Consider the following 25,517-nt stretch of genomic DNA (forward strand, 5'->3'; position numbering starts at 1 on the left):
AGGGATCTTTGGAGAGATAGGATATTTTGGGAATCTAGCCGCAGCATACAGAAGACATGCTTAAGGTGAAAGATTTTTTATTTCTTTCTAGATGAAAAGAGATAATTGGCTTGATTAGCTTTGGTAATTGTGATCCAAACTTTTCTTGTTTATAGAACAAGAATAGATGTGTTTTGTAATTAAAAAAAGAAAAAGTATTCTTCTTGTGGACTTGTGAGTAAGACTTGATTTAGTGTATGGTAAGGTTTTTAATCTCTCAGATAGATGTTGGTCTATGGATACTTTGCTCTTGTCTAGGATTCAATTTGGCTTATTTGTAGGATTTCATTACCTCTTTGTTCCTTTGAGTTTAGGACTAGGGGGTATGTTGGTTATCATACAAGGTCTCTACCTGAAGACTAGATCGGAGACATATCGAAAGCTTTCTCACTTTTGGGTGAAGATTTTTTCACTGCTGTTTGTTGTTGGCGTAGTCACTGGGTTGATGCAAATTTTTTCTTTTGGATCGAATTGGGCTAGATTTTCCTCATATGTGGGCAACATTTTTGGTACCCTTCTTGGTAGTGAAGGAGTTTTTGCCTTCTTTTTGGAATCAGGATTCTTAGGAGTTCTGGTTTTTGGTCGAGGAAAAGTCTCTGAGAAGATGTACTTTTTCTCAACATGCATGGTTGCTCTCGGGGCTCATATGAGTGCCTTTTGGATTATAGCAGCTAATTCGTGGATGCAGACGCCTTCCGGATATAAAATGGCTGTCATTAATGGGCAGGAGGTGCCTGTAATAGAATCGTTTTGGAAGGCAGTTTTTTCTCCTTCTTTCTTGGATAGGTTCATTCACGCTACTCTAGGAGCATGGTTGTCTGGATGTTTTCTTGTTGTCAGTGTTTCGGCTTATTACCTATGGAAGAGGAGGTTTTTAGAATTTGCAGTAAAGGGTCTAAAGGTAAGTTCGTTGGCAGCTGTTGTTGTTTTAGTATTACAACTGTGGTCGGCAGATACTACTGCAAGGCACGTAGCTGTGAATCAGCCAGCGAAATTAGCTGCTTTTGAGGGGGTGTTTAAAACAAAAGAAAGAACTCCCTTGTGGTTATTTGGATATGTTGATGTTGAGAACGAGAAAGTGCATGGGTTGGCTATTCCAGGAGCGTTGTCCTTTTTAGTGCATCGTAACATCAATACTCCAGTGACAGGACTAGATGCTTTTAATAAAGAAGACATCCCAAATGTTCAATTGGTATTTCAACTATACCATTTGATGATTGCCCTTTGGGGAGTGATGGCTCTTTTAGCCATTATTGGTGTGTTTGCATACAGGGGGAAGCGATGGGCTAATTCTAATTTTTGTCTTAGGCTTTTATCTTTTTCGGTATTAATACCGGCGGTTTGTAATGAGGTAGGTTGGGCTGCGGCAGAAATAGGCAGACAGCCTTGGATTGTTCAGGGATTAATGCGGGTAAAGGATGCAACTTCTTTGGTAATTAATCGGGGCCAAGTTGTTCAGTCTTTGGTTCTTTTTGGCGTTGTTTTTGTCTTGCTATTTAGCTTATTTGTGACCTTGCTTCTGAAAAAGATTTCAGAAGGTCCAGATCAGGAATAAGCCAGTATGGATGCGTAGTTTTTAGAGGTAATCGGATGCAAAGCATTTTTTCTTCTGTTTTTTCCCCTTTATTTTCTGCCGAAGGCATTCTGCCTGTCCTTTGGTATGTGATATTAGGAGTTGCCGTTTTTGCTTACTCCCTGGGAGAGGGTTTTGATTTAGGAATCAGCTCTATTTATTTCCTATCAAAAACTGAAGAGGACAGAAGGAGATTACTAAACTCCATAGGACCTGTTTGGGACGGAAATGAGGTGTGGTTGATTATTGTAGTGGCGGGAATGTTTGCTGGCTTTCCCAGCGCTTATGCTCTTTTGCTATCGATATTTTACATGCCTATTTGGAGTTTCGTCACGATGTTAATCCTTAGAGGTGTATCCTTAGAATTTCGTAGCAAAAGTGAGTCAAAAAGATGGAAGTTATTTTGGGACGTATCTTTTTCTATTTCAGGGACCCTAATAGCTTTTTTCTTAGGAGCCTTGTTAGGGAATCTGCTAATGGGACTTCCTATAGCCCTAGATATCTCTTACGCTCAGGTCTCTTGGGCTCTCTTTTTTAGACCTTATGCGGTGTTGTGTGGCTTGCTCGTAGTTTTTGCTTATTCGGTTCATGGAGCTTGTTTCTCGTTGATTAAGGTTGATGGGGATCTAGAGAACCGCATTGCTCAGAGATTTTCCCGGCTTGTCTCTGTATTCTTAGCACTTTTGTTGACAGCGGTTGTAGTTACCACCCTAAAGTTGAGGGATATCCTCTCCGGTTCTGGTTACCCAGTTATGATCGGTTGTGCTTTAATTAGTTGTTTGTCTGTAATATCTTCTGTTAAAAAGGTGAAACAAACTAGGTATTGCAAAGCTTTTCTTTTTTCGACTGTTAATCTCATTAGCTTAGTTATTTCCAGCGGTGTTATGCTTTTTCCTAATTTGTTGCGTTCCACAGTGTCTTCAGATTTTTCTCTCAACATTTATAACAGTGCAGTAGAAGCGAAAACTCTTAAAGTTCTTTTGCTTATTGTACTGTTGGGGCTGCCTTTTGTTATTGCATATGCTGTTTATGTATACCGTGTATTTCGAGGGAAGACAGATTTCAAATCCATATATTAATTATGGATTGTAGACAGAAACTATTTATATAGATTCGTTTGGTGTTCTACTTAAAGCCCCTTGAGTGTAAAATCTTTTGTTGATTTTCATAGAGGGTTTTATGCTTCTTAGGTGCTCTGCGTTTTTCTTTGTATTAGTAACATTCTTTTTTTGTGAAGTTAAAGGGAATGAGTTTTTAAACGAAGATACTAGAGAGTATGAAGAGTGTATTTTATCCTCTCCGTGTTCAAATAGCGATCGAGCTAGCCTTCTAGATTTAGGGGGAAGGTTGTTGGTCGTGTGGGAAGAAGATAGTTCTTTCGGGAAGAAATTGTCTTCAAAAGAGTATTCCGGGGGAGCGTGGAGGGAAGTTAATATTCCTCAGGAAGATGATGGAACTTCATATAGCAATCCTGTATTAGCTAAAATTTCTCCTAAGGAGATTATTTTGTTTTATGAAAAATGTAAGGGAGAGTTGGCATATTCTTGCGCTAAAATGTCATCTACAGGGGGAAGATTATGGAGTGATGAAAAGATCTTACCTCCAGGTATCTTAGGTGTTACTAGAAATGCTCCATTAGTAAAGAGATCCTTAGGAGTTTTGTATTTACCCGTATACAGCTGCTATCCCTACTCTAAAAAGTTAACTAGTTCCTCTGCAATTTGGTTGGAGGTAGTAGATATCAAACTACGAAAATGGAAGTCCAAAAGAGGCATTATCTATTCAACGGCCTTCGATAAACAGCCTAAAGAACCTGCTTTAGTAGCTCTCAGTGACGGCAGCTTGCTATTGATTTGCCGTAATCATGCGGGTTCCTCCTACGATACTGGGGCTAGTATTTTGTTTTCTCGTTCCTTTGATGATGGCAAAAGTTGGTCAGAAATAGAAGCTTATCCATGGCCAAATCCAGACACTGCCGTAACGGCTGTTTATGGAATGGAGACTCTGTTTATTTTTGCCAATGACTCCCTCATCGGTCCCCAGAATCTATCTTGTTTTTCCATTTCTAGTTTAGAAACAGAATGGAACGGCGTGAAGCAAATAGAAAGTGGATACTCAGAACATCCTTGTGCTTGCTTAGACAAAGATGGATACATGCATATAGTGTATACAGTTAGGATCAAAAAGACCAAGCAGATTAAGTACAAAAAAATATCTGCACAAACACTAATCGCTGGCGACGCCGTTTTTTCTAGCGAGCTTTTTGATTAAAAAGGATTAAGGTTTGTCTTCTCTAATCGACATAACGAAGTAAGCTGGGAAGGCAAAATGATTGTTAGGCCTAGAAACGACCTGTACGACCACTTTCTTTCCGACCCATGCCTCCATATTGAACCTTGTTGTATACAAAAAGGCTAAGGTATTTTCTTGGTCTTTTAGCAAATAATCCCCAGGATTATTTCGGACTACGTGGGTATATTGCTCTATGGTTCCTCTTAGAGTCGAAGCCTTAGACAACTCTGACTTATAAAAGTCTTCCAAGGTAACTGTCTTTGAGTCTTGCATATTGGCCCATACAGAAAACAGGGAATTCTCCATAGTTACCCGCCCTTTCGTTTGAGGGGAACACTTTATTGTAGTTTGCTTGCGAATATGCTGGGAGAGAAGGGATTTTCCCATGTAGTTCTCTAGTGGTTTAGGGAGGTAGGAAAGCGGAGCTTTGGATGAAGGAGTCTTGGAGCAGACGACGCTTTCTTCGGAAGAAGTTTTTTCGAGGTAACGATCCTGTATTTTTTCCAAAACTTCTTGAATCTTTTTTTGTAATTCAGGGACATCAGAGAACTCCTCTGTTTGAACAAGATTAACTTTGCTATATATAGCTTCCAAGTCAACAGCTTTTAGAGGTTTCTCTAACTCCCTGAAGGCAAATGAAGAAGCGGATTCCAAAAGATCAAATGCTATTTTTCTGTTATGTTCTAAGGTTTCATAGACTTCTGGAGCACCAATATTGTTAATATAACTCTTGGCTACATAAAATACACAGTGTTCAGGCAAAGCAATTTCCAGCCATTTGCCCTGGGAGGAATTGGCTACAGTATTGATCTCCGTACCTTTCGATAAACGGGTAACGACGGGAGCTGAAGTAGAAGGCTCAAGCCGAACGTTAACTTGTTCTCCTTCTACCACACCGTCGAGAACGAATGTTTTGAAGACGTATCCGGTTACGGAAGCAGGAGACTTTACGACGTAGTACTCAGAATGAGTTCCAATAACTAACAGCTTCTCGCCCTTCGATAACTCTTTGATGACGGTACTATCAGTATTAGGTGCCTGCCGCAGTCTAACCTTCGAGCCTTTAACCTCTCCTGTGAAAGGCGAGAATTCTTTAGATGAAATCTCTTTGACTTCGAGGTTTTTGTTGGACGAAGAGGCGAAAGACTGCTGCAACAGTAGCTGGGATCCCAAGATCAACAGTAGAACGGGTAATTGACGCATGCCTTCTCCTTATTCATTCGTCTCATTTGCCAGTAAATAGGCGTTGCTTAAATTAGACGGGGCAGCAAAAGAAGCAGCAACTCGTCACGAGTGAGGATTATATCGACGATTTTGAAAAAGTCAATGACGATGCGAGTTTAATTAAGAAGAAGAGTATTTTCTTTACACTTCACGTGTACAAAACAGCCTCAATATGTTCACATGCTGTTTGTCCACATGTGCAACCTATGGGCGTCCCCAAATATACGCTAAACTGCTCTTTGGGATTTAAGGGGTTGGTAACTACGTACATATTTTCGCCGTTCTGAACTATATCCCAAGACCGGAAAGAAAGATCTGACTCAGAGACTGTTGAGTCATTCTCTTCCTCTATAAAGCGTCCGACTTGGCAATGTAAACAATTACAATGGGGTTCTGGAGTTGGTAAGGTGCCGGGGATATTACTAGCTAAATTCTTCGTAAGATCAGCCATTTTTTCCAGAACGTCCGTTGGAGCATCAGAGTGATCTTTGTGTTCTGGAATGTGTTGTAGGATCATCTCTAAAGGATAGGTTCCAGGCAGAGGAAGCAGAGACTTCGCAGACAAAATTTGTACATCCGTACTTTTTGTTATTTGCTGAATCAGAGAAAGAAGAGGAAAAACTTTCTCGTCTTCTTTTTTCTCTACTTCCTTCCTGGCTTGAGAGTTTTCTAAAAAGCGCAGGTGCTCATTAAAAACGACGTCAACGACAGACTTGTCTAGATTGGGAATTTCGACAACAGTGCCATCTGTTAAGTGTAAATGCAAAGTTGCCAAGCTCTCATTACTGTCCTTGGCTTCGATAAAAGCAATTTGGTTCCATTTTGCTGAAATATAAGGAGGGATACAGATAATATGCTCGTTAACCTTCACTCTCATGTGTCCTCCCTTGAAAACAAAAGCACCAGAAGTCTATTCGAAAACCAGATTGTATAAAATTACGGTAATTTTTGCAAAACAACTAGCGCTCCAAAGTTGAGAGTGCTAGTTGTTTCCCTCGGAAAAGACTTGGGATATATCAATAATTGCTTGAAATAATAATACAGGAAGAGATACGAAAAAGTTTGAATTTATTTGAGATTGCACCTTGTAAGCTTTTGTTTGATGTCGAAAAATCGATTAAAGAAAGTTTTTGTCTTAGACACCAGTGTTTTAATCTATGATCCAGAAGCTATTTCTTCGTTCGAAGGATGTAAGGTTATACTTCCTTTTACAGTTTTGGAAGAGCTAGAATCTGTAGGAAAATTTCGAGATGAATCGGCAAAGAATGCCTCTAGGGCGTTGTTAAATATTAGACATCTTTTAGAAAATTCTTCCAAAAATTGTTCGGAAGGGGTGTGTCTAGACAATGGAACCTTTCTGAGCGTAGCAGTCCTTCCTCAGCACGAAACAGTCAAAACTTCTAAGCTTTTAGTTCTGGATGTATTGCAAATGTTGGTTGATAAGGGGGAAGAATTTGTTTACGTAACAAAGAGTCTTGGAAGGCGAGTCCGTGCTGAAAGCATGGGCATAGAATCTAGAGACTATGAAAATCAACGTTTTGCTTTTAGGTCTTTATATAGAGGATTTCGGCGTATTGACGTAGACGCAGGAGTTGTCCAAGTTATATACAAGGATGGAGAAGTTGATATTCCTGTTGATTTAGATCCATCTCCTAATGAATATTTTTTACTTCAGGAAGGAGAAAGATCTTCTGTTTTAGCTCGCTATGATGTTTCTGTAAGTAAATTAGTTTCCTTGAAGGCTCTTCCAGATTCTGTTTGGGGGATAAAGCCACTCAACGTAGAACAAAAATGTGCTTTAGATTTATTGCTCAGAGATGAAGTGAAATTAGTAACTCTTATTGGTCAAGCCGGATCAGGAAAAACCTTGCTGGCATTGGCTGCTGCTATGCATAAGGTTTTTGACAAAGGAATATATAACAAGCTTCTTATAAGCCGACCCATTGTCCCCATGGGTAAGGATATCGGTTTCTTACCGGGTATTAAGGAAGATAAATTAGCACACTGGATGCAACCAATATATGACAATATGGAGTTTCTGTGTCATCTTAATGGAATGGAAGATTTTGGAGAGACCTTGCCTTCGTTAATATCCGCTAAGAAAATTGAAATGGAAGCTTTAACATACATCAGAGGGCGGTCTTTGCCTAAGGTGTTCATGATTATCGATGAAGCGCAAAATTTGACTCCTCATGAAATTAAGACCATTGTGTCTCGAGCAGGTCAAGGTACAAAAATCATTCTCACAGGGGATCCCACACAAATAGACAGCCCTTACTTTGACGAAAATTCCAACGGGCTAACTTACTTGGTAGGAAAGTTTCGCAATCTCGCCCTCTATGGCCATATGTTCATGGCTAGAACAGAACGTTCGGAGCTTGCAGCAGCAGCAGCAAAAATGTTGTAGAGCGACTTCGTCCTTCATTTATCTAGGACCGGATTTTAGTAGGCTTTGTCTTTTTGCAATATAACTCCTAACTTTAGCATCTAATTTTTTAGTTGCTAGCACGATGGAGAGTATAACCACGATAACTGGAGCCAGAGCCAGTAGAGAAAGAACGACAGGAAGAGAAATTCCTAAAACGCAAAGAATGCCTAGTTGTTTTAGTTGCGCGGATCCGAAACAGTACGCGCTCATCCATAATTTCGTCTGTCCCAGATTCTCTAAGCACAGCCTCTTCATTCTACAAGCGGCGTAGAAAGCATGGGTTCTCGTTACCATATCCTATGACAAGGATCAGCTGCAACAAGAAGTGGAGTACAGACATTCTGTCCATAAGCCCTTTTTTCCAACACTATGTATTGATGGGTTGCATGATAGCTTCTGACTTCCACGACGTACTTCTTATCACGCGAGTCTTAGGGAAATCAGGTGGTCCGATTCTAACAAGTATCTCTGTTGTCATACCCCCTCGTTTGCTTGAAGTCCTCCTCCAAGAAGTAGGAAACAAAGAGCTTCTCTATTTTATTATAAACAGGGGAGAAGCCAATCGGAAGAGGCTAATGGTAAAGCCTATATGAGCAAGGCGAAATGCATACAGTTACAGAAAGTATGTCATAGCACTTAACGTTCTTTACCCTTCAGTTGGTAGAAAGGTTTTATGACTATTTTTCATTTGAACAATTTTGCTCACTAAAAACGCCGAACCTATTGTCAAAAGAAGTATAGTCGCAATCACAAGGGCTATAGCCAAGACGATAGCAAAAATAGGTAATGATAAACCTAAGATGGAGAAAATTCCCCATGCTTGAGCACAGCGGATTGCGAACAAAGAGTTGGTGTCGAGACCAGGCAAGCCTGTCGCATCCCGTATGGCTCGTTCGTTTCTACAGGCGGCTCGAAAAGTTATTGTTCCTGCTACGATCCCTACCACAGGAATTAATTGTAGTATAAACAGGCTTGTGGGAACAAAAGCGAGAAATCCCCTGGGGTCGAGATCCTTTATAAGCAAACGAACTTTGTTGTCGACAACTTTTGCCCCTGGGGGAACTAAATACATGCTATACCCTGGTTCTACATACCCGATATCAACATACATATCCATAAAATCACCTAAATAACATGGGATTAGTAAGAGCTATTTAATTTGGAAACTGAAAAACTTTCGTCTACACACTACTGCCTGATTCGGGGCACAAGGAACTGTTTATAACCCAAGCTTAAAGAAGTTCTAGAGAGTTTTTTCATTTTTATCACACTTGGATACTATTGCCCGACTCTATATTGAAACTAGATCTTAATGAGGCAGAGATCGTGGTCACTGTCGTTCGCATAGTGAATAGCGCGGCGGAGAAGAGAGTAGATAGGAGGAGGAGTACAAGAGTTAGAAGAGAGATTGGTAAGGCAAGTCCTAGGATAGCAAGTACGCCAAAGACCTGAGTTAACCGGATTTCTGTTCTGGAAGAGCTTTCGAATGTTTTCAGAGAGGTTGAGTTAATAATGAGCTGCTTGTTTTTATTAGCCGCAGCAACGGCTACGATACCCGCCCCGATACCCACTAGAGGAATTAGCTGCAGCAGGAAGAACCATCCCGGCATAAAAGTCCAGTATCCCTTGGGATCAATGCCTTCTACAGACTTGAAATATCTACCGTTACAGCTTGCGACACTCGGATCAATTCCCAGTGCGCCTGGCGGCAGTTCCGACTGGCTAATTTCTACAAGCAAGCTCATAGAGACCTAGAACACACCCTAATCAAGTTTCTACTGTTCCTCTGTTTGGAGGTGGAGAGAATCGAACTCTCGTCCTTAGTAAACTCCCCGGTAACATCTACATGCTTAGTCTAAGAACAAGTAACGCCCGCCCTCTGAGTCTCAGACAGCTAAAAAGAACAGGCGACTCCTTTTTATCTCGGAAAGCGACCAAAGGAGTACCAGTGAAGCTTCCTTGCCAGATGGATGACGGCGTCCCAACGATCTCTGGCGGAATCGTTGGGCGCCGGGTCGCTAGCTTTCGCTACACGACAACAACACTACGTTATCAACTAAGCAGCCATTTGCCCTTGAGCTAAGTCAGCAAAGCTAATAATTTCGCATTCGGCCTTAGGTTCGGCACTTATTGTTTTGTCGGCTTTTTAGGAGGCCAGCCAACGCCCTCCGCATGCAGTTAACGCTTCATTTCCAAGTCGAAACCTTTACACCCCCAGACGGATATTCTATCCGAATGATGTCAAAAACGTAAATAAAAATACGTAAAAAGAAAAAAACTAGACTTTTTCGAATGTTACTCGAGGGTTTTATTAAGATTTATTGATAAGTAATAGAAATTTAATTTTTTATCTAAGTTGTTCTTTATTTCTTTACGTGGTATGTTTCGCCCTTGCAGCAATCTGGGGGCTTCTCGGAATCCGTTTTTGACGGTTTCTCAAGGTTCTTTTGAGTCTAGTCTGGAGGAGATGGCCTGGTTGCTTCGTATAAACTGATCTTGAACGCTTTATACTTGTGTACAGTAAGAAGTCCTGATGTCTGAGAAGTCTGATAGAAGAGAAGTTTCTATTCCTGAAAGAGAATTAGAAATTTTGGTTTTTTGGGAAAAGGAAGAGATATTTTCAAAGAGCTTGCAACAGCGTCAAAATTGTCCTTTATTTTCTTTTTATGACGGGCCACCTTTTGCAACCGGGTTGCCTCATTATGGGCATCTGTTAACAGGGACTATCAAAGATGTCGTAGGTAGATATGCTTCGATGAAAGGTTTTTTTGTCCCCAGAAGGTTTGGATGGGATTGTCATGGGGTCCCTGTTGAGTACGAAGTAGAAAAAAAATTCAGGTTCGATTCTTCGGATTCGATTGAGAAGTTCGGGATAGCAGATTTTAATGAGGAATGTCGAAAGATAGTTTTAAAATATGTTGATGAGTGGAGAAGTTTCACAGAACGCATAGGAAGATGGGTAGATTTTTCCAAAACCTGGAAAACTATGGACAGCTCGTTCATGGAAAGTGTTTGGTGGGTGTTTGGTCAGTTGTACGAAAGAGGTCTTGTTTATGAAGGTACTAAAGTTGTCCCATTTTCCACAAAATTGGGCACACCTTTATCCAACTTTGAAGCTGGGCAAAATTACAAAGACGTAGAAGACCCTTCAGTAGTTGTAAAGTTTCCTTTGAAGGATTGTAGGACTAATCTTTTGGTTTGGACTACGACCCCTTGGACACTGGTTTCAAATATGGGAGTTGCGGTTGGGGAGAATATTACCTATTTGAAGATTCGGCGAAGGGAAAATGGCGAGGAATTTATTCTGGGGCAAGGGTGCCTGGAGCGTTGGTTTAAAGACAGGTCTGACATAGATATTCTAGAAAAGATTCCAGGAAAATCCCTAGAAGGGTTAGCTTATGAGCCGCCTTTTTCGGTTTTTGAACAAAAAAGGTCAGAAGGAGCTTTCCGTATTCTTTTAGGCGACTTTGTTGAAGAAACAGATGGGACCGGAATTGTTCATTTGGCCCCTGCTTTTGGGGAAGCTGACCATTTTCTTTGCAAGGAGAGGGGAGTTCCCTCCGTTTGTCCTATAGATGATTTTGGTTTGTTCACCGATGAAGTGCCTGATTATCACAAACTGGGTTTTAAGGAAGTATCCAAAAGGACCTTAAAAGATCTTCGGGATCAGGACAAGTTGTTCTATAGGGGGACCATTAAGCATAGGTACCCGTTTTGTTGGCGTACTGACGAGCCTTTGATTTACAAGGAAGTAAGATCTTGGTTTATTGCTGTAGAGAAGATTAAGCGCGAGCTGCTCTCTTCTAACGATGAAATACTTTGGGTCCCTGAGCATATCAAGAATGGCCGCTTTGGTAAATGGCTTGAGGGGGCGAGGGATTGGGCTATTAGCCGGAACCGCTATTGGGGGACTCCTATCCCAATTTGGAGGAACTCTGAAGGTGATATTATTGTCGTAGATTCTGTTGACAAATTGCGACGCCTTTCAGGGGTGCTTTTAGAAGATTTGCATAGGCATTTTGTCGATTCTGTAGAAATTATAACCGATGGGAAAGTTTACCGTAGGATTCCAGAGGTTTTTGATTGTTGGTTTGATTCTGGGGCTATGCCCTATGCACAAAACCATTACCCTTTTGAAAATGCTGAGGATACAAAAAGGGCTTTTCCCGCAGACTTTATCGCTGAAGGGTTGGATCAAACAAGAGGCTGGTTTTACACGCTAACTGTCATATCTACGGCTTTGTTTGACACTCCAGCTTTCAAGAATGCTATAGTTAATGGACTGGTTCTTGCTGAGGATGGAAACAAAATGTCTAAAAGACTTAGTAATTATCCAAGTCCTAAGAGTATTTTGAATAAATATGGAGCAGATGCCCTCCGTCTGTACCTGCTTAGCAGTGTTGTCGTAAAAGGAGAAGATTTGAAATTTTCTGAAAAAGGGGTTGAGGGAGTCCTCAAACAAATTCTCATTCCTTTGAGGAGTTCTCTATCATTTTTCCAAACGTATGCAAGGATCTACGATTTTGAATCGATGGATTTTTCTAAAGAAATGTCTTTGCAACAAACGGATTTGTGGCTTAAATCGGCTTTCCAGGGGCTTGTAGATAAAGTTAGGGAAGGATTAGATTCCTACGACCTTAACTCGGCCGTCCATCCACTGGTTGATTTTATAGACTCGTTGACAAATTGGTATATTCGAAGATCGAGAAGGCGGTTTTGGGAATCAGAAGATACCGCAGACCGTAGGGCGGCCTTTCACACGTTGTATAATGTGCTCTTAAATTTTTCTAAGCTTTTAGCTCCTTTCACACCATTTGCTGCAGAAGATATCTATTTGCAGCTTAGAAAAAGTTCTATGCCCGAATCTGTACATCTTTGTGATTACCCTGAAGTGGACTTCTCTGCAGTGGACGCCCGACTGGATATTTTAATGAATGATATTCGAGAGGTAGTTAGCATAGGACATTCTATCAGAAAGCAACACAAACTAAAAGTAAGACAGCCGCTTCCTGTTCTTCATATTGTTGGAGACAAGGCAAAAATGGCGGATCTTCTTGAATGCAGACAACTAATTCTGGAGGAACTTAACCTCAAGGAAGTCGTTTTTTATGACAAACTGCCGGAGTTTGTGCAGGTCTCAGCGAAGCCTAATTATCGGGAGTTGGGTAAAAAGGTGGGATCGGCAATACATTTCGTGAAAGAGTTTTTGAGCGCTGTTTCTTCAGAAGATATAGAGGCTTTGGAAAAAGGTGGAGAGCTTATTTGTCTTTTACCTGATGGAGGGAATATTGCTCTGTCGTCAGAAGATGTCATTATTCAAAGACATGCTCTGCCAGGGTATGTTGCACAAAGTTCTGACAATTTCACTTTAGTTTTGGATACTCGTTTAACCCAAGAGCTGATTTTTGAGGGTACGGCTAGGGAGCTCGTTAACAAAATAAATACTGCTAGAAAAAATTTGGGCCTTGATGTAACAGACAGAATAAAATTATCTATCAAAGCTCCCCCTGAAGTTTCTTCTGCCTTCGAAGCTTTCCGGGACTATATCTGTAACGAAACTCTAACCACGGGTTATGTTTTTGGGTCTTTCGAAAACTCCGAAATTTACGATATCAACGGGTACGACACATGGATAGAGATTCAAAAAGTTTAAGCGGATGCATTTCGCTATTGTTTAAATAGGCGACGATGCTTCCTGTACCTAACGGACACGCTTAGCCAAATAGCAACGATTGCCGCCGTTCCGTTTACAATCAGAAAACTAGGAGATTTGGGAATTGGAGGTTGCGGTAGCTTGCCGAAACTTTCTCCAAAAGGCCAAAACTTCCAGACGGGTGATCCTAACAAATTATCTATGGGGACAAATCCAAATTCTCGGCTATCTGCACTAATGGGGTAATTATCACCTAAAACCATCACGTGATTTTCTGGAACCCTAATGCCGAAATTTGTAATGAATTGAACAAAAGCTTCTTTATCTGTTTTGAAAGAAGGTGGTTGTCCATGATCTATGAAAGGTACATAAGGATGCTCCTCTGAGGATACAGAAGCTTTTTCTTTTTCCTCCTCAACAAATTTTATTAAAGAAGGATCATTTTTGAGAAATACAGGAGCATCCATGAGGTAGAGATTGCCCTTATTGTAGAAAGCGTACCTATATGGTAGTTGGTGTAAGGATCTGTTTTCTGGGGAATAGAAGGAACTGAAAACAATCCCAAAATTAAATAACTGGATAACTTTCTTATGGTTCAAATCCATAAGAGGGTGTGAGCTGGGGAGGCGTTTTCTGATTCCTCCCCAGTTAATTTTGTATGCCTGCCCTTTTTCGTACTCATAGCATCCGTCGGGTATACCAGGAAGATCGATGGCAAAGGTAGGATTAGTAACGCTCTCATAACGACTGCTATACCGAAACGCCTTCTCAGAAGAGACAATAAAGCGAGATGTCGTTAAGTTATTTTTTATTAAATGGAGATGCTCTTTTCTAAGAGGAAGAATAGTGCTGAAGGGGTGGATAGTAGGGAGCAAAGGGAAAGTTGCTGTGGAGTATATCCAGGGGGAGGGGTAGCTAGTATTTGGTGTATGGTATATTTCCAAATATGCCACAGGACGGGGGGATGCTAATTTATACTCCGGATAGTGCTCCAGAACTTGACTTTGCGTAAGAATTCGAACCATTCCATAATTTCCTATGCCAAACAAATCGGCATAACTAACGGGTTGGCTTCTGGGGTAACGAAGTAAGTCTGGCCGATCTTTTTTCCAGCCCTTATCGAAGAAAAAACCTTGGCTCTTGTTATTGGAAAAATCTATCTTTCCCAGCTTTTGGCTCATTTGTTTATAATAGACCACTAGGTCTCTGGGCGAACGTTTCTCTACTTCCGTTGCACCTCCAAAAGAAAGAAATGGGCAGTGGTAAATCGAAGATATGGAATGCTTTTCCAAAAGTTCATCGGAGAATAAGTCGGAGACTGGATTAAGGTTTTTATCCACCACGTATATCCTGCCGCCATAGAAGTACACATAATCGCCAGGTTTTCCAATACAGCGTTTGACATAACGTTTCTTTCCTGGGATAAGCCCGAAATACTTAGTATCGGAATCTGGAACATTCATTCCAGAGACAGTAAATATTACTAAACTGCCTCTTGTTAAAGAAGACTCCCTAAAGGCTAGAGGTTTTTTTACAAATGGAACATGCAATCCAAAGGTAGTTTTAGAAACCAACATTTGGTCCTGTTCTCTTATCGTAGGTCTCATGGATCCTGTAGGAACTTCGTAAAGCTCGAACCAAAATTGACGAATAACTAGAGCGAGGCTAACGGCCAAGAACAGATTCTTAGCAAGGTCAAAAATTCTCATGAAAAGGGAATGAGGGGGGATTTCTGCTGCTATCGAAAGCACTTGTTGTGCGCAATGAGAAGCTTGTTCTGAATCCTTGCGAAAAATAGCATCTTCCAAGCAACGCAAAGTCCCCTCCAGAAGGGTTCTCTTTTCAGGAAGCTTTCGCAATCGTTTTTGCTTCAGAAGCTTGTAACATGAGTGAAGGATCCGTCGACTTTTATTCAAAGAAAAAGTTTTTTTCATGCAAAAAGGTGGGTACGGTGTTGGTTTCTTAATTTTACTAACGCACAACCTGGCGAAGACTACGTCCGGAGGGAGGGTAAAGGTAAATTTTTTTTAATTCAAGTTTCTTAAGAACAGAGCCAAGGGCAGAGAGTTAGTTTCTTTTTCCTAGACTCACACATCTGATGGTTATGCGCCCTCTGGGAGAATCTATGACAATTCTGGTTGGAAATGGAGAGATTTTTGGGTCCGTGAGATAGATTAAAATTTTTTTTCCGCTCAGTAGGGAATGATCTTCCGGCCAAAGAGATTCAAAAATAGTCACAGGTACTTTAGGATCTTGTTCTCCTTCGATGGTCAAGGGTAGGAAAGAATTTTCTTCAGAGGTACTATGGTCAGAAATGGGAGAGAACGTTAATCCAAGTAAAGTATTCAAAAAGCAGATCATATTAATCTCAGCGCCTTCGCCTTCCACTGCGGAAAGGTTGTCTTCAGACAGAGTCAAAAGGGTTCTGGTGTTTGGGAACTGCTTTGTTAACGACTCTTTGTTAGCAGATGTTAACAGTTTTGGATTCAATGTTTTGGGTAGGTGAGGAAAGAATATTTCTTCTACAAAGACTTTTTTTGGAGAAATTTTTTGGAGGGACAAGCAGCTAAAGCTTCTACCTTTTGCTAATACAATATAGTCTCCAGAGGCTCCAGATAGTAGTTGCTCCTTAAGGAGGAAAGGGACGGGGTCCGCGGCAGCCTCAAGGAGGGAAAGAGAAACAAAAAGTAGTGCCAAGAATTTTATTTTTATGCCATTTATCACTTGCAATTTCTCCGACATTTTTTCTTGCTTTTTCACTGAATGATTCAGTAGAATCTTCCTTTGACCTTGTCTTATAAGGTGTCGTTTTGGGAGTTGTCAATATGAAAAAGAACACTCATCCTGAGTATCGTCAAGTGTTGTTTGTAGATTCTTCGACTGGCTATAAGTTTGTTTGTGGTTCTACCTTTTCTTCAGATAAAACGGAAGTTTTTGAGGGGAAGGAGTATCCCGTCTGTTATGTCAGCGTTTCTTCTTCATCGCATCCGTTCTTCACTGGTAGTAAGCAGTTTATTGATAGTGAGGGTCGGGTTGAGAAGTTTATGAAGCGGTATGGGAAAGAGGCTGTAAAGCCCCCGGTAGTGGCTAGTGAGGCAGAAAAACCAGCTGTAGTGGAGAAGAAAAAGACTTCTTCCGCAGCTAAAAAGACGGCTGCAAAAAAGAAGAAGTAATGTTTTTCTATTAGTTTTAGTCTTTGCAGAAACTCGTTCCAGGTATTCTTGGAATGAGTTTTTTTTTGACTTTAGTGATAATTTAAATTTTTTCTAGAAAGGACTGTTTGGTTATGGAAGGAAGGGTCTCTATTTGTATAAATCGATTGCGAGAAGTAGAGAATTTGCTTGCAGATCCAAATGTGTTCGGGGATCCCAAAGAGTACGAAAAATTAACAAAAGAACATGCTTATTTATCTGGAATCAAGAATGTTGTGGATGAAATAGAACGCCTAAAAAAGATAGCTCAAGATGACCGCGATGCGTTGCTATTAGAGAAGGATCAAGAAATAATAGATCTTTTGGAAGGCGGGCTTTTGTCTATAGAGGCTCAATTAGTGACATTGTTTGCAAAATTAGAAAGTCTTCTAGTTCCCCCAGATCCAGACGATGACCTAAATGTAATTATGGAATTAAGGGCCGGTACAGGAGGAGATGAAGCAGCTCTTTTTGTTGGAGATTGCGTGAGAATGTATCTGCTATATGCTTCTGCTAAAGGATGGAAAACGGAGATATTGTCTGTGTCAGAATCTTCGGTAGGGGGATATAAAGAGTATGTAATGGGAGTTTCTGGAGTGGGAGTTAAGCGGTTGCTTCAGTATGAGGCTGGTACTCACAGAGTGCAAAGGGTTCCTGAAACAGAGACTCAGGGGAGAGTTCATACATCAGCTATTACCGTAGCGGTTCTTCCAGAGCCTTTAGAGACGGATATCGTGATCGATGAAAAAGATTTAAAAATCGATACATTTAGGGCTTCCGGAGCTGGAGGCCAGCATGTTAACGTGACAGATTCTGCTGTTCGTATCACACATATACCGACAGGGACGGTGGTTACATGTCAAGACGAGAGGAGTCAGCATAAAAACAAAGATAAGGCTATGAGAATCTTAAATGCAAAGGTACGAGAGGCTGAAGCCAGAAAAAGGATGGAAGCAGAGTCTGCTTTAAGATTATCTCAGGTTGGTAGTGGGGATAGATCTGAAAGAATTAGAACATACAATTTTCCTCAAAATAGAATCACGGATCATAGAATCAATTTAACGCTGTATAACTTGGATAGGGTGATGGAAGGGGATCTAGACTGTGTTACTGAAGCTCTGGTTAGATTCTTTTATCAAAAGAAGATAGAAGCATGAATAGGAAGGTGCAAGAAATTTTGGACCAAGGTTCTGCTATTCTCCGAAATAATGGGGTTTCTTACCCAGAAAAGGAGGCTAGGTGGCTTTTATTACGCCTAAAGAAGTTATCTAAGCTTTCTGATCTGGACGGTATTATTGAGTTGCAGGCAGAAGAAGTAGAGGAATACTTTCTCTGTATCAGGAGTCGTAGCCAAAGGGTGCCTTTGGAATATATTGTGGGGAGCACGTTTTTTGATAATCTGGAGTTGATAGTTTCTCCCAAGGTTCTAATTCCTCGTCAAGAAACAGAGTTGTTGGCTAGCAAAATTTGTGCCTACCTGCGCGATCATAGATCTAGTATCAGAGAGTTTAGGGATGTTTGTTGTGGGAGCGGTTGCTTAGGGTTAACTGTTAAAAAAAAATTTCCAGAGATTCATGTAGTGTTGTCTGATGTTTGTCCTGAAGCTTTGGAGGTGGCAAGGAAAAACGCAAAGCAGAATAACTTGGATGTGGAGGTTCTTAAGGGGGATCTTTTTTCTCCTTTTCGTTCCACCTGCGATGCTTTTGTCTGTAATCCTCCTTATTTGTCTTATGAGGAGGTTGTGAATGCGGAGCCAGAAGTTCGCTGTCAAGAGCCCTGGCTAGCTCTAGTAGCTCCGAAGAATGGGTATGGGTTTTATTATCAAATAGCAGAAGGCTTGAATGAGTTTTTGGCTATAGGTGGTGTGGGATGGCTAGAGATAGGAAGTTCTCAAGGCGAGAAGCTTAGAGAATTATTTTCCACCTCTGGTTGCTCGTCCGTGACCGTAGATAAGGATTTGTTTGGTAGAGATCGTTTTATTCAAATTTTTCGATGATTTTTTCTTGAATAAGAAGTTTTTTTCTAGTATCCTGTGGTGTCTTTTCTTTATTCTCGTAGCCAATGTTTGGGGATCTGTCTCAGAAGTTATCTAAGGTTTTTTCTTCTTTTGCGGGGGCTAAACGTGTCACCGACGAGAGCCTTTCAGAGGCTGTCAGGGAGATCAGGTTGGCGCTTTTGGAAGCTGATGTCGGCTATTCTTCAGTTAAAAATTTGATAGCTACTATAAGAGCTAGGGTTTCTGGGGGAGAGTTGGTCAAGAGCGGGGATCCCGGGGCGGTCTTTCTGTCTCACGTTAGGGAGGAGGTTGTCTCTCTGTTGTCTAGTTCGGATCAAGAGCTTTTCTTAACAGGAAAGCCCGGGGTGATTCTTCTTTGCGGTCTCCAGGGAGTAGGTAAGACTACAACGGCCGCAAAGCTGGCTTTGTTTTTATCTAAAAAAAAGTTGAAGAAAGTTTTTTTGGTGCCTTGCGACCTGAAGAGGCCTGCAGCAGTTGAACAACTTAAAATTTTGGGTTCCCAGGCAGGGGTTAATGTTTTTGACCCTGAGGGAGATAGTAGCCCATTATCTGTGGTAGAAAAGTCCATGGAGGAAGCCAAAAGAGAAGGTTACGACATCGTTATCTTAGATACTGCGGGTAGGCAGAGCATTGATGATGAATTAATGGGAGAGCTAGAATTGCTGCACAAAAAAGTTCCTCAAGGGGAAAGGTTGTTTGTGATGAATCCTGCCATGGGGCAAGATGCTGTTAAAGTTGCTAAAGCTTTCGATGATAAGATTGGTATTACCGGAATTATTTTATCAATGACCGATGGTAATGCCAAGGGAGGGAGTGTTCTTTCCATTAAAGAGTTTCTTGGTAAAGCTATTAAATTTGAGGGTTGTGGGGAGAGAATACAGGATCTTAGAGAGTTTGATGCTGAATCTATGGCCGATCGTATCGTTGGCATAGGAGATATGCGGGGATTCATGAAGGAAATGAGAGAGCTTGTTTCCGAAGAAGAAGATCAAGAGTTTGAGAAAAAGCTTGTTAAAGCGACCTTTACTTACGAAGATTATTATAAGCAAATGAAAGTTTTTCGACGGATGGGTCCCTTGAGAAAAATTGTAAAAATGTTTTCAGGTTTTGGGGGGAATCCGAAAGAAAAAGAGTTAGAGGCTTCGGAAAAAGAGTTTACGAAAACAGAAGCCATGATATTATCGATGACTCCTGAAGAAAGGAAGGAGTTGGTCGCCCTTGATATGAGGCGCATGAAGAGGATAGCTCTTGGTGCTGGCGTTACCCTAGGTGATGTCAATCAGTTTCGAAAGAAGATGGCTCAATCTAAAAAGTTTTTTAAAGGGATGACCAAGGAGAAAATTGAGCAAATGAAAAAGAAAATGAGCGGAGGAAACAAGTGGCGCTAAAAATCCGTTTACGACAACAAGGTCGGAGAAATGGCGTAGTATATAGACTCGTTCTTACGGAGACTAGTTCTCCTAGAGATGGTAAGTATGTCGAAATGTTAGGATGGTATGATCCTAGAGGGCAAGTAAATTATAAGTTGCACGGTGAGCGTATTTTTTACTGGTTGTCTCAAGGGGCAGAACTTACTGAGAAAGCTTCCGTTTTGGTCAAAAGAGGAGCTCCCGGGGTTTATCAAGAGTATCTCGCCAGGAAACTGGAGCGTAGAGCTGTTTTGTGTAAGAAACGAAGAGCCTACCGCAAGCGATTGTCTGAAAAGAGAGAGAGTCGCGTTCAAGAGCCTGCAAGCAAGTAGATTTTTTGGGAAATGAGGATTGATGTTTTATCTTTGTTTCCCGAGTTCTTCGAGAGCCCGCTTCGATTGGGGATTCTTTCCAAGGCTATCTCCAAGGGGGTGCTTTCTTTCTATGCTCATAATATTCGGGACTTTGGTCTTGGGAGATGGAAGCAAGTTGATGATGTCCCTTTTGGTGGAGAAGGAGGGATGCTCCTTATGGCGGAACCTGTGGTTTCTTCGATTCGACGAGTTCGGACTCAGGACAGTAAAGTGATATATCTTTCTCCTCAGGGGGAGGTGTTAACTGCAAAGAAAAGTAGAGAGCTCTCTCAATGCTCTCATCTCGTGGTTCTCTGCGGGCACTATGAGGGAGTCGACCAACGGGCTTTGGATTTAGAAGTGGATGAGGAGATTAGTATTGGGGATTATGTGCTGATGAGTGGCATGGCTCCAGCACTGGTTTTGGTAGAGTCTGTGGTTAGGTTTGTCCCCGGTGTTTTGGGTAATGCGGAAAGCGCAGACAATGACTCTTTGGAAAACAATCTTCTGGAAGGTCCTCAGTACACTAGGCCTCGGGAGTTTTTAGGAGAAAGAGTTCCTGAAGTTCTTCTCAACGGGGATCGTTGTAGGATTGAAAAATGGAGACGAGAGCAACAGGTTGCTGCAACAAAAAGTAAAAGACCCGATTTGTATGCTAGGTATCTCAGATCTACAAATCTTTCCAAGAAGGAGAATGAGACTCCGGTTGGGCTGTTAAGTGAGTCGGAAGATGCTATACTTGCTGGTTCAGTAATAGTTGAGGTTTCGGATATTGTTGTTGCTGGGAAATTTTACTCGAAGGTGTTTGGTAAGGAGAGAGTAGTTTTTAGTTCTGATTTTGAAGTGATAATTTCTTTAAAAAGAGGGTTTAGTGTAATCTTGAAGCTTGCCACTTCCCCTCTGGAAGTTTCAAAATTAAGTTTGATCTTCGGTGACGAAGGTAGTTTTTTGCGCTGTGCGAATAGATGGAGAAGCTATTCGCAAGCTTTTATAGAGTGGGATGCTAGTTGTGGGTGTTTTATGGCTAGAGATCCGGAGGGTAATTGTTGGACGTTGGTTTTGGACCAGGGAAAGCTTAGAGGTTAGTCTTATGAACATATTGGAAGAGTTACAAAAAGAACAATGCAAAAGCGACATTCCAGACTTTTCTGTGGGTGATACGATACGAGTAGCTACAAAGATTTCTGAAGGAGGAAAAGAAAGAGTTCAAGTATTTCAAGGGACTGTCATGGCTAGAAAAGGCGGGGGTGCAGGAGAGTTTGTGTCTTTGCATAGAGTAGCTTATGGTGAAGGTATGGAGAAAAGTTTTTTGCTCCATAGTCCTAAGGTCGTAGGGATTGAAGTTGTAAAGAAAGGAAAGGTTTGTCGCTCTCGTCTCTACTACCTAAGAGGAAAAACTGGTAAAGCTGCTAAGATTCGTGAATACGTCGGCTCTAAGGGAGCGAAAAGCAAAGCTTAGGTTTGCTATTTTAGGAGAAGTTTCTTGGGTCTTCAAAGAACTAGTTTAGAGGTCTTAAGAGAAAAGTTTTTTGCTATGACTTCTCTGGAAAGGGAGGCCTTGCTATCAGGGTTTTCTGTTGTGATGGGGGTCGATGAGGTTGGACGAGGACCTCTGGCTGGTCCTGTGGTCGCTGCGTCGTGTGTCTTGCCTTTAGGGAAGGAATTCCTCGGCTTGGATGATAGTAAAAAGTTGACTCGAGACAAGCGTAGAAGGCTTAGGGATCTTTTGCAAAGTGATCCTGACGTTTGTTTTTCTTTGGGAGTGGTTGATGTCCGAGTTATCGATGAAGTTAATATTTTAGAGGCAACTAAGCTTGCAATGCTTCAGGCTATACGGTCATCTAGAGTTGTTCCTGACTGTATTCTTATCGATGGATTGGCTCTCTCTATTCCAGGGAGGAGCGATGTCTTGGTCCGCAAAATTGTGAAGGGGGATTCCCTCTCGGCTTCTATAGCAGCGGCTTCTATCATAGCTAAAGAATATCGAGATGATCTTATGACGGAGTTGCACGGAAAGTGTCCTGAGTATGGTTTTAAAGATCACAAGGGGTATGGAACAGCTAAACATTTGGAAGCTTTAAAAAAATACGGACCGAGCCCTTTTCATAGACGTAGTTTTTCTCCCGTTAGGAAAGCTTTGGAAGGCGGAGTTGTATAGTGGAGTATATCTTAAAGCATCCTGTTTCTTCGACTGAAGCGCTTTGTGAACCGAGGCTTTTCATCATCAGCGCTCCGGCTGGAGCTGGAAAGACGACTTTGGTTCGAATGCTCGAAACCTCCTATCCCAATTCTTTAGAAAAGGTTGTGACATCAACAAGCAGGTCTCCTAGGGAAAACGAAAAGGAAGGAAGAGATTATTATTTTCTTTCTAAAGGGGGATTTGAAGCTGGAGTTAAGAGCGGAGAGTTTTTAGAATGGGTGTTCCTTTTTGGCAATTACTATGGCATAGGGAAAGGAGAGATTTCTAGGATATTTTCTTCTGGTCGGCATGCTGTAGCTGTTATAGATGTTCAGGGGGCCGTAAAAATTAAGATGGTGATGCCGGCTGTGTCCGTATTTATAGCTCCGCCCTCGGTAGATGAGCTTCGTCGTCGGCTTAGGGAGAGGGGTAGTGAAGAAGAGTGGCAGATTTCCGAACGTCTTCTGAGGAGCTCGGAGGAGCTTAAGGCCGCAAGCCAGTTTGATTATATTATAGTTAATGATAACTTGAGTGAAGCTTATCAAGCTTTAGTAGGTGTTTTTATAGAGGAAGAAAATAGGAGTGGTCATGGGCAAAGGAACTTTAACAAATGAGAAACTAAATAAAAAGTTTGAAAGTCCTTTTGTTTTAGTTAATTGCGCAATCAAACAAGCTAAAATTAGAATGCAGAGAGGAGATGTTAGGACTTCAAATGCTGCAATCGAAATTTTAGAATTGCTAGGCAGAGATGACTTCGTTTTAGGAGGTGAAGAAATTCTCGAAAATAAAAGTAATGAGAATTGTAGTAAAGGAATCTCTACCGGATCTTCCTACAGAAAAAAGGATCCTTCTGCGTACGCTTGGAGTGATGTCAAATAATCGTAATCATGGAAAATTCTGGATCCCGAGTTCTAATTACCGCAGCGCTTCCGTATGCTAACGGGCCGCTTCATTTTGGGCACATTTCAGGAGCATATCTGCCTAGCGATTGTTACGCTAGATTTCGTAGACTGCTTGGGGATGATGTTTTGTTTATTTGTGGATCAGATGAATATGGTATTGCTATCACGCTTAATGCTGAAAAAGAAAAAATTCCCTTTCAGCAATATGTGGATCATTATCACCAATTGCACAGGAACACTTTCCGGCGATTGAATATATCTTTTGATTTTTTTTCTAGGACAACAAATCCCTATCACCAAGAGTTTGTTAGTCAGTTTTATACTGATTTAAAAAACAATGGATTTATTACAAAAAAGAAAACTCAACAGCTTTATAGCGAACAGGAGCAAAGGTTTTTAGCAGACAGATACGTAGAAGGGGAATGTCCTTTTTGTCATTTCAGGGCTGCCCGAGGTGACGAGTGTCAGCAGTGCGGAGCTTCTTATGAAGCTACGGAGCTTATAGCGCCTCGCTCTAAGTTAACTGGGGCTACGTTGTCTTTTAAAGAAACAGAACATTCTTTTTTGCAGTTAGAGAAGTTTAAGGATTCTTTGCTGGAATTCTTGGGTAATTTGCGAACCAAAAATCATATAAAGAATTTTGTTGTTAGTTATGTGAACTCTTTGAGAGAAAGGGCGATTACTAGGGATCTAGAGTGGGGGATTCCTGTTCCGGGAGAAGGTAAGGGTAAAGTTTTTTATGTATGGTTTGACGCTCCTATTGGGTACATAAGCGCCTCCAAAGATTGGGCAGAACGTATAGGTAATGGAGATGCGTGGAAGAAGTATTGGTTAGATCCCAATGTGGAGTATGTTCAATTTGTTGGGAAAGACAATGTTCCTTTCCACGCAGTTATTTTTCCTTCGATGGAGATGGGGCAAAACCAGCCTTACAAAAAAGTTGATGCATTAGTAGCATCTGAATTTTACCTTCTTGAAGGCAAGCAGTTTAGCAAGTCTGATGGTAATTATGTCGATATGGAGGAGTTTCTTAATGAACACCCTGTGGATAAATTAAGGTATGTGTTGGCTGCCACTGCTCCAGAAAGTGCTGACAGCGAATTTTCTTTTGCAGACTTTAAACAACGCTGTAATTCGGATCTTGTTGGCAAGTTTGGCAACTTTTGCAATCGGGTATTATCGTTTGCGTACAAAAATGGGTTTACAGAACTTCACAAAATAAAGAGAGATGTTAGGTTTAGTGTTAACTGTTTAGATGTGGTGAAAAGAACAGAAGAAGCATACAGAGAGTTTTCTCTTAGAAGAGCGACGTCCCTCATTATGGAGTTAGCTTCTCTGGGCAATATTTATTTTAATGATAGGGCTCCTTGGAAATTACTCAAGGAAGGTAATAGAAACGAAGTAGAAGAAGTTTTATTTAATGCTTGCTTTTGTATGAAATTGTTAGCACTGATAGCCTACCCCATTATGCCTGACACTTCCGAACGGATATTGAAAATGCTGGGTATCTCTCATACTTACCATGGGTTGTGGACGCAAGATTTCTTAGGAAACTGTCTGGAGCATTTCAAAATAGGTTGTCCAGAGCACCTGTTCTCTTGTCTCTAGCATGGATTTGGCTGGAAATTTTTTGCTTTTTTATTTTGATAATCCTAGAATCGCGCCTTTTTTCAAAGGAGGATCATCATGGGATTGAAAAATGTTGATGCTGCTACAGGTACTTCTAGTGCTTCTGGTAATGGTTCTGAGGAATCGGCTAGGAAGTCGAGGTGTTGGATAAGGTCTGGCTTAGGAGGAATCGTTAATGGATACAAGTCTTTGTATGCTAATTTGACTCGTTCTCCTGATGAGCAGGGACGAATAACGAAGACACAACGATTAGTTGCTTACCTTATAGCTACGGTTACGTTAGCTCTTCTAAGTGTCGCGTCTATTAGTTTAGTCGGTGTTACCTCTGCAGTTGTGTTGACTGCTTTTTTTGTTCTTGAAATGACTGCTTCGTTGTTCTCCTTGCTGTTGCTGATGACGGCTTTTTCTGGTAGGGACTGTGTATTCTTTTCTGGTAGAGTCGCTTCTGGAGTTGGGAGTTATTCTACCGTACTTTTGGAAAAGTCAGAAGCATCGCATTAGGTGGTTTCTCAAAAAGTTAGTACTCAGTAGTGTAAGCAGAAAAGTCTGAGTTTTCTGGCCTCTGGGTTCTTTCAGGGGTCTTTTCTTTAGAAAAAGGTGGTTAATTCCTGTTAGTCACGAAACTTTC

24 protein-coding genes and 1 other RNA gene are annotated in these 25,517 nt (G+C 41.2%); 17 read left to right on the forward strand and 8 right to left on the reverse strand.

Annotated features, from left to right (window positions below; translation table 11 throughout):
- The first annotated feature begins 274 nt into the window (after window positions 1–274).
- The 3 genes from KJA62_RS01220 (at window position 275) to KJA62_RS01230 (ending at window position 3,883) form a co-directional block, all read left to right on the forward strand.
- Complete coding sequence (locus tag KJA62_RS01220) at window positions 275–1,594, forward strand: cytochrome ubiquinol oxidase subunit I (protein WP_213318230.1); 1,320 nt, start codon at window positions 275–277, stop codon at window positions 1,592–1,594.
- 35 nt (window positions 1,595–1,629) lie between these two features.
- Window positions 1,630–2,691 (forward strand): cytochrome d ubiquinol oxidase subunit II, encoded by a 1,062-nt coding sequence (gene cydB, locus KJA62_RS01225; RefSeq protein WP_213318231.1) that lies wholly within the window; start codon window positions 1,630–1,632, stop codon window positions 2,689–2,691.
- A 100-nt stretch (window positions 2,692–2,791) separates the two neighbouring features.
- Entirely contained in the window at window positions 2,792–3,883 is a 1,092-nt protein-coding gene (locus KJA62_RS01230) for an exo-alpha-sialidase (RefSeq protein ID WP_213318232.1), read from the forward strand.
- A 6-nt stretch (window positions 3,884–3,889) separates the two neighbouring features.
- On the opposite strand, the gene KJA62_RS01235 is transcribed toward KJA62_RS01230, so the two are convergent.
- Window positions 3,890–5,107 (reverse strand): SH3 domain-containing protein, encoded by a 1,218-nt coding sequence (locus KJA62_RS01235; protein ID WP_213318233.1) that lies wholly within the window; start codon window positions 5,105–5,107, stop codon window positions 3,890–3,892.
- 169 nt (window positions 5,108–5,276) lie between these two features.
- On the reverse strand, window positions 5,277–6,005 hold the full coding sequence (locus KJA62_RS01240; RefSeq protein ID WP_213318234.1) for a hypothetical protein: 729 nt from the start codon (window positions 6,003–6,005) through the stop codon (window positions 5,277–5,279).
- 225 nt (window positions 6,006–6,230) lie between these two features.
- Between KJA62_RS01240 and KJA62_RS01245 the strand changes: the two genes are divergently transcribed.
- Window positions 6,231–7,535: a PhoH family protein gene (locus KJA62_RS01245; protein WP_213318235.1), complete on the forward strand. Its 1,305-nt coding sequence runs from the start codon at window positions 6,231–6,233 to the stop codon at window positions 7,533–7,535.
- A gap of 18 nt (window positions 7,536–7,553) precedes the next feature.
- Here KJA62_RS01245 and KJA62_RS01250 read toward each other — a convergent pair whose 3' ends face one another.
- The 4 genes from KJA62_RS01250 to ssrA all read right to left on the reverse strand — a co-directional run bounded on the left by KJA62_RS01250 (window position 7,554) and on the right by ssrA (window position 9,772).
- Window positions 7,554–7,811 carry a hypothetical protein gene (locus tag KJA62_RS01250; protein WP_213318236.1) on the reverse strand — a complete coding sequence of 86 codons (258 nt, stop codon included), beginning with the start codon at window positions 7,809–7,811 and terminating at the stop codon, window positions 7,554–7,556.
- 391 nt (window positions 7,812–8,202) lie between these two features.
- Entirely contained in the window at window positions 8,203–8,673 is a 471-nt protein-coding gene (locus KJA62_RS01255; RefSeq protein WP_213318237.1) for a hypothetical protein, read from the reverse strand.
- Between the two features lie 148 nt (window positions 8,674–8,821).
- Window positions 8,822–9,301, reverse strand: coding sequence for a hypothetical protein (locus tag KJA62_RS01260; protein WP_213318238.1), 480 nt, complete (start codon window positions 9,299–9,301; stop codon window positions 8,822–8,824).
- 45 nt (window positions 9,302–9,346) lie between these two features.
- Window positions 9,347–9,772, reverse strand: a transfer-messenger RNA (tmRNA) gene (ssrA, locus tag KJA62_RS01265).
- 317 nt (window positions 9,773–10,089) lie between these two features.
- Between ssrA and ileS the strand changes: the two genes are divergently transcribed.
- Window positions 10,090–13,209 carry an isoleucine--tRNA ligase gene (gene ileS, locus KJA62_RS01270; RefSeq protein WP_213318239.1) on the forward strand — a complete coding sequence of 1,040 codons (3,120 nt, stop codon included), beginning with the start codon at window positions 10,090–10,092 and terminating at the stop codon, window positions 13,207–13,209.
- 14 nt (window positions 13,210–13,223) lie between these two features.
- Here ileS and lepB read toward each other — a convergent pair whose 3' ends face one another.
- Together lepB and KJA62_RS01280 are read right to left on the reverse strand one after the other, a co-directional pair.
- Complete coding sequence (gene lepB, locus KJA62_RS01275; RefSeq protein ID WP_213318240.1) at window positions 13,224–15,143, reverse strand: signal peptidase I; 1,920 nt, start codon at window positions 15,141–15,143, stop codon at window positions 13,224–13,226.
- 133 nt (window positions 15,144–15,276) lie between these two features.
- The gene (locus KJA62_RS01280) at window positions 15,277–15,969 is read right to left on the reverse strand and encodes a hypothetical protein (RefSeq protein WP_213318241.1); all 693 of its coding nucleotides are present in this window, start codon (window positions 15,967–15,969) and stop codon (window positions 15,277–15,279) included.
- Between the two features lie 65 nt (window positions 15,970–16,034).
- On the opposite strand from KJA62_RS01280, the gene KJA62_RS01285 reads away from it, so the two are divergent.
- The 12 genes from KJA62_RS01285 to KJA62_RS01340 all read left to right on the forward strand — a co-directional run bounded on the left by KJA62_RS01285 (window position 16,035) and on the right by KJA62_RS01340 (window position 25,390).
- On the forward strand, window positions 16,035–16,382 hold the full coding sequence (locus tag KJA62_RS01285; RefSeq protein WP_213318242.1) for a type B 50S ribosomal protein L31: 348 nt from the start codon (window positions 16,035–16,037) through the stop codon (window positions 16,380–16,382).
- Between the two features lie 113 nt (window positions 16,383–16,495).
- A complete protein-coding gene (prfA, locus tag KJA62_RS01290; RefSeq protein ID WP_213318243.1) occupies window positions 16,496–17,557 on the forward strand; it encodes a peptide chain release factor 1 in 1,062 nt (353 codons plus the stop codon).
- Window positions 17,554–18,396 (forward strand): peptide chain release factor N(5)-glutamine methyltransferase, encoded by an 843-nt coding sequence (prmC, locus tag KJA62_RS01295; RefSeq protein ID WP_213318244.1) that lies wholly within the window; start codon window positions 17,554–17,556, stop codon window positions 18,394–18,396. Before prfA ends, prmC begins: the two co-directional genes overlap by 4 nt.
- 65 nt (window positions 18,397–18,461) lie before the next feature.
- Window positions 18,462–19,805 (forward strand): signal recognition particle protein, encoded by a 1,344-nt coding sequence (gene ffh / locus KJA62_RS01300; RefSeq protein ID WP_213318245.1) that lies wholly within the window; start codon window positions 18,462–18,464, stop codon window positions 19,803–19,805.
- Window positions 19,796–20,158: a 30S ribosomal protein S16 gene (rpsP, locus tag KJA62_RS01305; RefSeq protein ID WP_213318246.1), complete on the forward strand. Its 363-nt coding sequence runs from the start codon at window positions 19,796–19,798 to the stop codon at window positions 20,156–20,158. The genes ffh and rpsP overlap by 10 nt, the downstream gene beginning before the upstream one ends.
- A gap of 12 nt (window positions 20,159–20,170) precedes the next feature.
- Window positions 20,171–21,265 carry a tRNA (guanosine(37)-N1)-methyltransferase TrmD gene (gene trmD / locus KJA62_RS01310; protein WP_213318247.1) on the forward strand — a complete coding sequence of 365 codons (1,095 nt, stop codon included), beginning with the start codon at window positions 20,171–20,173 and terminating at the stop codon, window positions 21,263–21,265.
- A gap of 4 nt (window positions 21,266–21,269) precedes the next feature.
- Window positions 21,270–21,638 (forward strand): 50S ribosomal protein L19, encoded by a 369-nt coding sequence (gene rplS / locus KJA62_RS01315; protein ID WP_213318248.1) that lies wholly within the window; start codon window positions 21,270–21,272, stop codon window positions 21,636–21,638.
- Window positions 21,639–21,662: 24 nt separating this feature from the next.
- Window positions 21,663–22,337: a ribonuclease HII gene (locus tag KJA62_RS01320; protein ID WP_281412400.1), complete on the forward strand. Its 675-nt coding sequence runs from the start codon at window positions 21,663–21,665 to the stop codon at window positions 22,335–22,337.
- Window positions 22,334–22,972: a guanylate kinase gene (gene gmk, locus KJA62_RS01325; protein WP_425513834.1), complete on the forward strand. Its 639-nt coding sequence runs from the start codon at window positions 22,334–22,336 to the stop codon at window positions 22,970–22,972. Before KJA62_RS01320 ends, gmk begins: the two co-directional genes overlap by 4 nt.
- Window positions 22,947–23,237, forward strand: coding sequence for a hypothetical protein (locus KJA62_RS01330; protein ID WP_213318251.1), 291 nt, complete (start codon window positions 22,947–22,949; stop codon window positions 23,235–23,237). Before gmk ends, KJA62_RS01330 begins: the two co-directional genes overlap by 26 nt.
- A gap of 8 nt (window positions 23,238–23,245) precedes the next feature.
- Entirely contained in the window at window positions 23,246–24,868 is a 1,623-nt protein-coding gene (metG, locus tag KJA62_RS01335) for a methionine--tRNA ligase (RefSeq protein WP_213318252.1), read from the forward strand.
- A 78-nt stretch (window positions 24,869–24,946) separates the two neighbouring features.
- Window positions 24,947–25,390, forward strand: coding sequence for a hypothetical protein (locus tag KJA62_RS01340; protein ID WP_213318253.1), 444 nt, complete (start codon window positions 24,947–24,949; stop codon window positions 25,388–25,390).
- The last annotated feature ends 127 nt before the right edge of the window (window positions 25,391–25,517 follow it).

It is taken from the genome of Chlamydiifrater volucris, from assembly GCF_902806995.1.
Taxonomy (GTDB): domain Bacteria; phylum Chlamydiota; class Chlamydiia; order Chlamydiales; family Chlamydiaceae; genus Chlamydiifrater; species Chlamydiifrater volucris.